Annotated in this window: 3 protein-coding genes; 1 reads left to right on the top strand and 2 read right to left on the bottom strand. The window is 66.1% G+C overall.

Annotated features, from left to right (window positions below; genetic code table 11):
- Positions 1-468 precede the first annotated feature (468 nt).
- Complete coding sequence (locus tag H5T65_14015; GenBank protein MBC7260343.1) at positions 469-1308, top strand: DegV family protein; 840 nt, start codon at positions 469-471, stop codon at positions 1306-1308.
- Positions 1309-1418: 110 nt separating this feature from the next.
- On the opposite strand, the gene H5T65_14010 is transcribed toward H5T65_14015, so the two are convergent.
- Both H5T65_14010 and H5T65_14005 read right to left on the bottom strand, forming a co-directional pair.
- The gene (locus H5T65_14010) at positions 1419-2159 is read right to left on the bottom strand and encodes an SIMPL domain-containing protein (GenBank protein ID MBC7260342.1); all 741 of its coding nucleotides are present in this window, start codon (positions 2157-2159) and stop codon (positions 1419-1421) included.
- A gap of 477 nt (positions 2160-2636) precedes the next feature.
- Complete coding sequence (locus H5T65_14005; protein MBC7260341.1) at positions 2637-3368, bottom strand: response regulator transcription factor; 732 nt, start codon at positions 3366-3368, stop codon at positions 2637-2639.
- Positions 3369-3492: the final 124 nt, after the last annotated feature.

Below are 3492 nucleotides of genomic sequence, written 5' to 3'. Positions count from 1 at the left end.
GGTTACCCCTCACATCCCCATGGCCCCTTCTCTCCCCGCATGCAGGGAGAGAAGGGGGCGGCTAGGCGTGCCGTTCCCTCTCCCGCCGGGAGAGGGCTAGGGTGAGGGCCGGCCAGCGCACCGCGTAGGGACGACGCATGCGTCGTCCGTCCCTACCCCCAGCCCGCAGGGCTTCGCTCCTTCAGCCCGATGCTTTAGCGGCGGGCGGCGTGTAGGCACACCTCACCCCCGGCCTTCGGCCTCCCCCTCTCCGCGCGCGGAGAGGGGGACCGAGGGGGTGAGGTTGGCATGTCCCAGCCCGCAGGGCTTCGCTCCTTCAGCCCGATGCTTTAGCGTCGGGCGGACTCTCCCCTCGCCCACCACAAGAGGGCCAGGGTGAGGGACACCGCCCGCGTCCCCCTTTACGCGCGCGCACATCTCGTCTATAATGCCCCCGCAAGCGACTTCCCTACGAGAGGAGATGGAGTCATGGTCAAAATCATCACGGACACCACCGCCGGGCTGCCCGCGGAGATCGCGCGCCGCTACAACATCCCCGTCATCCCCCAGATCATCATCTTCGGCAAGGACTCGTACCGTGAGGGAGTGGAGATGGACAACGCCGCGTTCATGGCGCGGCTGGCCACATCCGCCGAACTCCCGAAGACCGCAGCGCCCCCGCCCGAACTCTTCGCGCAGGAGTTTCGGCGACTGGTCCCCACCGGCGAGCCGATCCTGTGCATCCACCCCTCGGCCGAGGTGAGCGGCACCGTGCGATCGGCCACCGTCGCCAAGGACGACTTCCCGGGCGCCGACATCCGCGTGATAGATTCGCGGGTCATCGCCAGCCCCCTGGCGACGATGGTAACGCTGGCGGCGCAATGGGCCGAGGCGGGCGTCGGCGCCGATGAGATAGAGGCGCGGATTCGGGACATGATCCCACGCTGCCGCATCTATTTCCTGGTGGACACGCTGGAGTACCTGGCGAAGGGCGGGCGAATCGGCGGGGCCACGGCGCTCCTCGGCAGCGTCCTGCAGATCAAGCCCATCCTCACGTTCCGCGATGGCAAGGTGGACCAGTTTGACAAGGAGCGGACCCACAAGCGCGCCCTGGCCCGCCTCAAGGACTTGGTATTGGATCAGTATCCGCGCAACGCCGAGGGCCATCTGTCGGTCATGCACGCGGGAGTGCCCGAACAGGCCCAGGCCCTGGCCGGCGACTTGGGCGCGGCGCTGGGCGCGCGGGAAGTCCCCATCCTGGACGTGCCGCCGGCCATCGTTACCCACGGCGGGCCGGGAATCCTGGGCGTGGGGTTCTTCGTGGCCTGACGGCGCGAGGGTTCGGACGATCGCAGACCCGCGAACATGCCGCGAGGCCGCCGGAGACTCGCAAGCCCTCGGCGGCCCCACATCGCATCGTTCGTCGTTCCGTCAGCGCCCTAGCGGATGGCGTAAGTTACCTGCACGCTCACGCTGATTTCGTACTCGCCCGGCTGGATCGGCGTGGCCCCGCCCAGGCCTTCGGCCTTGACGACGGAGTAATACACAGGGCCGGGCGTCCCAATGACCTCGCTGATGGTGATCACCTCACCCACGCCGACGCCGCCCAGCGAGGCCAGGGCCTTGGCGCGCGCCGCCGCATCGGCCATGGCCTTCTCGCGGGCCTGAGCCTCCAACTCGGCGGTGCTCTCCACGCCGAAGTACACGCCGTACACGTTGTTGGCCCCCGCAGCCACGGCCTGGTCCAGGATGTCGCCCAACCGTGCGATGTCGCGGATGGTCAGGCTGACCTGATTGGACACGCGGTACACGACGGTGTATTCCTCTTTGCCCGCAGCCGGCATGACGACAGGCCGCTGCTCTGTGTAGATGCTGAAGTTGCTGGTCTGGATGTCCTTGTCGGCGATGCCCAGGGCTTTGACCTTTTCCAGCAGCGCGCTCATCCTGGCGCGGTTTGCTTCCAGCGCCTCCTGGGCCGACGGCGCAGAGGTCTCCACGCCCACGTTGATGTGGGCCACCGTCGGCGCTCCGCTGGCCTTGCCCTGGCCGACAACGGTGATGGTCCGGACGGGTTGCTGTTGTGCGCCCGCCTGCGACGCGCCAGCCGAGCCGCACGCGCTCAGCACCAACGCGCCAACGAGCAGGAGCATCCCCGCGATGACGAACTTGTGCTTCCTCATGGTCTTCTCCTCGCTTCCGTTTCTGTGTGATAGTGCAACGTCTAGACGCGCAGGCGCGCAGAAAGGTTCCTACGCGGGCATAGAAAAAGAGGGTTCCTTGGGGAACCCTCTGAAATTTCGGGGCCTCTCGCCGGCCCGTGGGAGAGGTGGCGGGTTTGCGGTTCTGGCCGCTTGCCGGCTGCCGAGGCCCGCTGTTCGGTTGGGGGCACCGGTGCGCTGGGTGCCCTGCGGAGGATAGCGATTCCGGACTCGTCGGTCCGGCTGCCACGTGGGTGCTGCGCCTGGCGGAGTGCGCTGGGACGCTTCACGCACTCCAAAACAGTAAGACGGGATAATTCTTGTGAATGATCGGCAATGATACCGTGCTGGTCTCGCTCGCGTTTTCCACTGCCATTATAGGACAGAATTGCCCTCGCGAGCGTGAAAGTGAAGTAAAGGAGACGTGAAAGTCCCGTGAGCGAGTGGGAAAGCGGCCCGCTAGCCCGTTACCGTATACCCGTGGCGCGACACCGTGCGGATATAGATCGGCTCGGCGGGGTCAGGCTCAATCTTGGCGCGGATGTTGCGGATGTGGGCGCGGACCAGGTCGGTGCTGCCGGCTCCCGCAGGGTAGCCCCAGACCTCTCGCAACAGACGCTCGGATGTGAACACCACGCCAGGGTGCTTCATAAGGTGCTGCATGAGTTGAAACTCCACCGGCGTGAGCAGCGCCTGGCGGTCGCCCGCATCAAGGGTGAACGTGTTGAGGTGGAGCGCCAACCGCCCCACGCGCAACACGTCGGCCTCTGCGGGAGCGGGACGGACACGCCGCAACAGGGCGCGGACGCGCAGGGACAGTTCGCGCAGGTCAAACGGCTTGGGCAGGTAGTCGTCGGCCCCGGCCTCAAACCCGCGGATGCGGTCCTCCACCGATTCACGACTGGTCAGAAACAGAACGGGCAGGCCCGCCAACTCGGGCTGCTCGCGCATGCGGCGACACAGTTCCAGCCCGTCCATCTTGGGCATGATCACGTCCAGGATGGCGATATCTGGCTCCCAGGCGAGGGCGACCTTGAGTGCCTCCTCGCCGTCCCGCGCGGTGATGACCTCGTACCCCTCGGATTCCAGACGGCGCCGGATGACGTCCAGTATGGATCGCTCGTCGTCCACCGCCAGGATACGCGTGCGGCGGAGGGGAGACGGCGCTGTCCATTGTGTTGGCCCTGTCACTGCGGCCTCCTTGCTTGCCACGTTTTGGATGGGCGGTGGCGCTACGAGTGCTACATCTGCATTATACACGCAAATGTCGTGTTGCGCAATGGTTTTGGACAAATTGGGACTATTTTCCTATAGG

Source organism: Chloroflexota bacterium, assembly GCA_014360805.1.
GTDB lineage: Bacteria > Chloroflexota > Anaerolineae > DTLA01 > DTLA01 > DTLA01.
Note: the sequence above shows the minus strand (reverse complement) of the source record. Positions and strands in the feature narration are given on the sequence as shown.